Below are 3,561 nucleotides of genomic sequence, written 5' to 3'. Positions count from 1 at the left end.
GCGCATGAGGGCTGCAAATATTATCGTGCTCCTAAATCGAATACGGATTATTGGTTGAAAAAGATCGGGAATAACATCTCCCGTGATCAACTTAACCAGCAAAAACTCCGACAAATGGGCTGGAACGTAATTGTTGTCTGGGAATGCGAATTGAAGAAGGATGTTGCTGGGATATGCATGGAGCTTGAAAAGAAAGTTAAGTCAAATTTGCAGTAGTGGGGGAGTCTGAATGTTTGCATGTACCTGTGGCGGTGTCTTACTAGTGAAGGACATTGATCCATACCCGTCAGGAATAAATCCCACTGATAAGTTGGAGTTTGAAAGGACTTGTACTGTTGAATGCAGTGCCTGTAAGAAGGTGCTGAGTGGTCAACGGTATGACTAATGTAAATTGGACGGGGAGCAGGGGTTTGGGGTTTAAGTCTCTCCCATTCAATCCCTTGTAAGAGAACGCCTTATCAGGTGCTCTCTTTTTGCTATAGCTATCTCCTGGCTATCTCCTGTTGGCTAAATAGTCTAGAAATGAGTAGAGGGAATCACAGAGATGAAGTATGTTAATTATATGGGTGATGATAGACTTCGTTATAAAATAATCTATGATAAGAAATCATATTTCTGAGTGTATTTATTGTGCTGAAAAGGCAGAAACTCGGGAGCACATCCCTTCAAAGGTATTCCTTTCGAGACCATACCCAGAGACCATACCCAGACAACCTAGCCATTGTTAACACCATCCGCATGAGGATGGTGTTTTTGCTTTATATAGGGATAAGCATTTTGTGCAGATGGAGTGAAATATCATAGTCTTGATTATAATGGAGAAGATACAACGATAAATGAAAGGTCAAGAACTAGTATCATGTTTGCCTCATTGAGCTTGGTGAGAAGTTTAGCGATCTCGTGCTATATGGATTAATGAACAGACGACCAAATTACTTTACAGTCCATTTTTATTTTGGGACTATCAGTAAGTAACGCTAAAACAGGATAAAGTGACTATCTTATAGGGTGAATTTAATAAGGGTCTTCGTCTTTTTTTCTTCTGAGTAAAGTCATGGGATAGTAATTAATTGCATTTAGTTTGTGATGCAAAATTTAAATACAACTCCTAGATGTATTAGATTATAATTATCATATTGTCAAAATATTAGGAGGTAAATTATGAACAAAGAAAATGACGGCAGATTAAATAGAAGAAATTTCGATATTTCTTTTAATGAACTTTATGATATGTATAAAGACGGGGAATTAATTATACAACCAGAGTTTCAAAGACTATTCCGTTGGTCTGAAAAACAACAATCTTTATTTATTGAATCATTATTACTTGATATGCCTGTACCACCTATATATGTAGACGAACAGACCGATGGGAGCTATGTGCTAGTTGATGGACTACAAAGAATATCATCATATTTAAATTTCCGTGGTATTCAATTACAGATTGAAAATCAAGAACAACCTTTAAATGATGAAACAGAGGATGAACAATTCAATGGAGATGATCAATTAGAGTTATATTCAGCGATAAATCCAGGTTTTCAACTTATTGGTTGTGAAATTAGAAAAGATTTAAACGGAAAAACATATGATGATTTATCAATTATTGATAGAAGAAATTTGAAACGAGTGTTTATTCGAATTGAGGTCTTAACAAAAGATAATGAAAAGTCTGTTAAGTATCATATGTTTAAAAGATTAAATTCAGGTGGTTCACTGTTATCAGAACAAGAGTTAAGAAATAGTAATATAAGAATGGTCGACGAAAAATTTATAAACTTTATAAATGAATTAGCTAAAAATGTTGATTATGTAGATCTTACGAAGTATATGGGGTTGAAAGATATTCAACAAATGAAACGTTCTGAAAATGTATTAAGATACTTTTTATTTAAAAATAAGTTCTTAAATAATGGATACTCTAGAGATAGCTTTAAATTGGATGAAGAATTAACTCAATACCTTGAAGAGGTCACAGAAGAAAAGGTGACTTTTGATTATGAACAAGAAAAGGTAGATTTTGAAAAACTTGTCTCATATCTTAATGATAAATTTGGACCAGATATATTTGGTGGGATAAGTAAAAATAGTAGTAATACCAAAAAAATGTTTGTTCAATATAATTTTGATGGATTCATGTTATATTTTTCTGATGAAAACTATCGAAGAAAAGAAATCAACCTTCAAAATATCATTGATATTAAAAAACAAGATGAATACTTATCTTCAAGAACTGGCGGAATTGAAAATGTAAAGGCTCGTATAAACTTTATAAAAATTAGTTTAGAGGTTTAAGTATGGATTCTACAGAAAATAATAATTCCTCAATTATTACAGAAGATTTAATTGAAATAAAAAACTTACTAGATTCCTCAGAAGTTTTAATTAGAAATGAATTGAATTTTTATAAATATTATATGTCCATATTAAAAAATCAAAATAAAATAGAGCTTAAATGCTTTGAAAATGATGGGGCCCTGTTCAAACTAATACTTACAGTATATGCAACATATGAGTTTTCAGTAAAACGTATGTTAATATATACGCTTGAAGTAATTGATAAGGAACAAGTAAAGGTAAAAGATTTAAAAATTAAATTAAGGGCACTTTATTTTAAAGAACATATGGAAGACTTAAGGTTAAAAATTACTTCCTCAAATCCTGAAAGTAAAAATTTTATTTCAGATAAATTAGTGAAAATCTACAATCATTTTGAAGAAGTTGAAAAATTCGCCGCAATAGAAGCAATGGTGGATACTAAATCTAATTTGAAATACGATGTTCTTTGTGAAATAATATCTTATTTTGAATTTGATGAAAATATATTTAGGAATTATAAAAAATATATAGAGTCACTTGTACATTATAGAAATAATGTTGCACATGGAAATATTGGTTTTACAGACAATTTACCACCTAGATTAATGCCTATAAGATCCCAGAACTCTGAAGAATTATGTGAAAATATAATAAAATTATTAAAAGATTTGTTTTCATGTATCGAATCGTACATAACTGAAAAGAAGTATAGGTTATAATATTCTAAATAGTTTATTATACACAAGTACTAACTCATGCGGTCAAGGGAATTTATTTTCGGCATAAGACTACATGTAAAGCYAACCCGTTTAAATGAACTAATTTAAACCTATCTATTATCATGTATACTAAAAATATTAACTTCTGTATTTTTTATAATCTAACAAACCTCCCCTGTGTTGGGCTAGTTGTCAATGAGCTCTAATAGAAGTAGCGTTAGGATAAAAGTTCTAAGAGAGGGGAGGCCTATAGCGAGATATAGTGAAGTATTTAAGTACTCCATCGTTAAACGAATGATGCCACTAATGAATGAAGCCGTAAACGTCATAGCAAGAGAAACGGATCTTGCGAAGCAACCTTATAAAGTTGGAAGAAACGTGCTAAATCCAAAGGAATAGCTGTTCCTGATGGCAACAGGATCAGTACATTGGAGAACATAAGGTAAGTTTTCCATGGTTGTTGAGATGGAGGTACTTACTAAATTACAAATGGTAGAGTATTAATGAAGTAGAGGCTATATGT

The 3,561-nt window shown here is 31.7% G+C and carries 2 protein-coding genes and 1 pseudogene; all 3 read left to right on the top strand.

The genetic code is table 11. The features are described 5' to 3' along the window. Positions 1 to 216, top strand: a pseudogene (locus AB4Z17_RS32810) (very short patch repair endonuclease); the annotation flags it as partial. A 945-nt stretch (positions 217 to 1,161) separates the two neighbouring features. Continuing rightward, positions 1,162 to 2,295, top strand: coding sequence for a DUF262 domain-containing protein (locus AB4Z17_RS32805; RefSeq protein ID WP_441964566.1), 1,134 nt, complete (start codon positions 1,162 to 1,164; stop codon positions 2,293 to 2,295). Between the two features lie 2 nt (positions 2,296 to 2,297). Then, the gene (locus AB4Z17_RS32800) at positions 2,298 to 3,038 is read left to right on the top strand and encodes an MAE_28990/MAE_18760 family HEPN-like nuclease (protein ID WP_441964564.1); all 741 of its coding nucleotides are present in this window, start codon (positions 2,298 to 2,300) and stop codon (positions 3,036 to 3,038) included. Positions 3,039 to 3,561 lie beyond the last annotated feature (523 nt).

The sequence above is a fragment of the Paenibacillus sp. TAF43_2 genome (genome assembly GCF_052113545.1).
GTDB lineage: Bacteria > Bacillota > Bacilli > Paenibacillales > Paenibacillaceae > Pristimantibacillus.
This window is presented reverse-complemented; position numbering and strand designations above follow the sequence as displayed.

Coding starts and splice junctions, on each gene's coding strand:
- AB4Z17_RS32805 (WP_441964566.1), top strand. CDS start 1,162: ATGAACAAAGAAAATGACGGCAGATTAAATAGAAGAAATTTCGATATT.
- AB4Z17_RS32800 (WP_441964564.1), top strand. CDS start 2,298: ATGGATTCTACAGAAAATAATAATTCCTCAATTATTACAGAAGATTTA.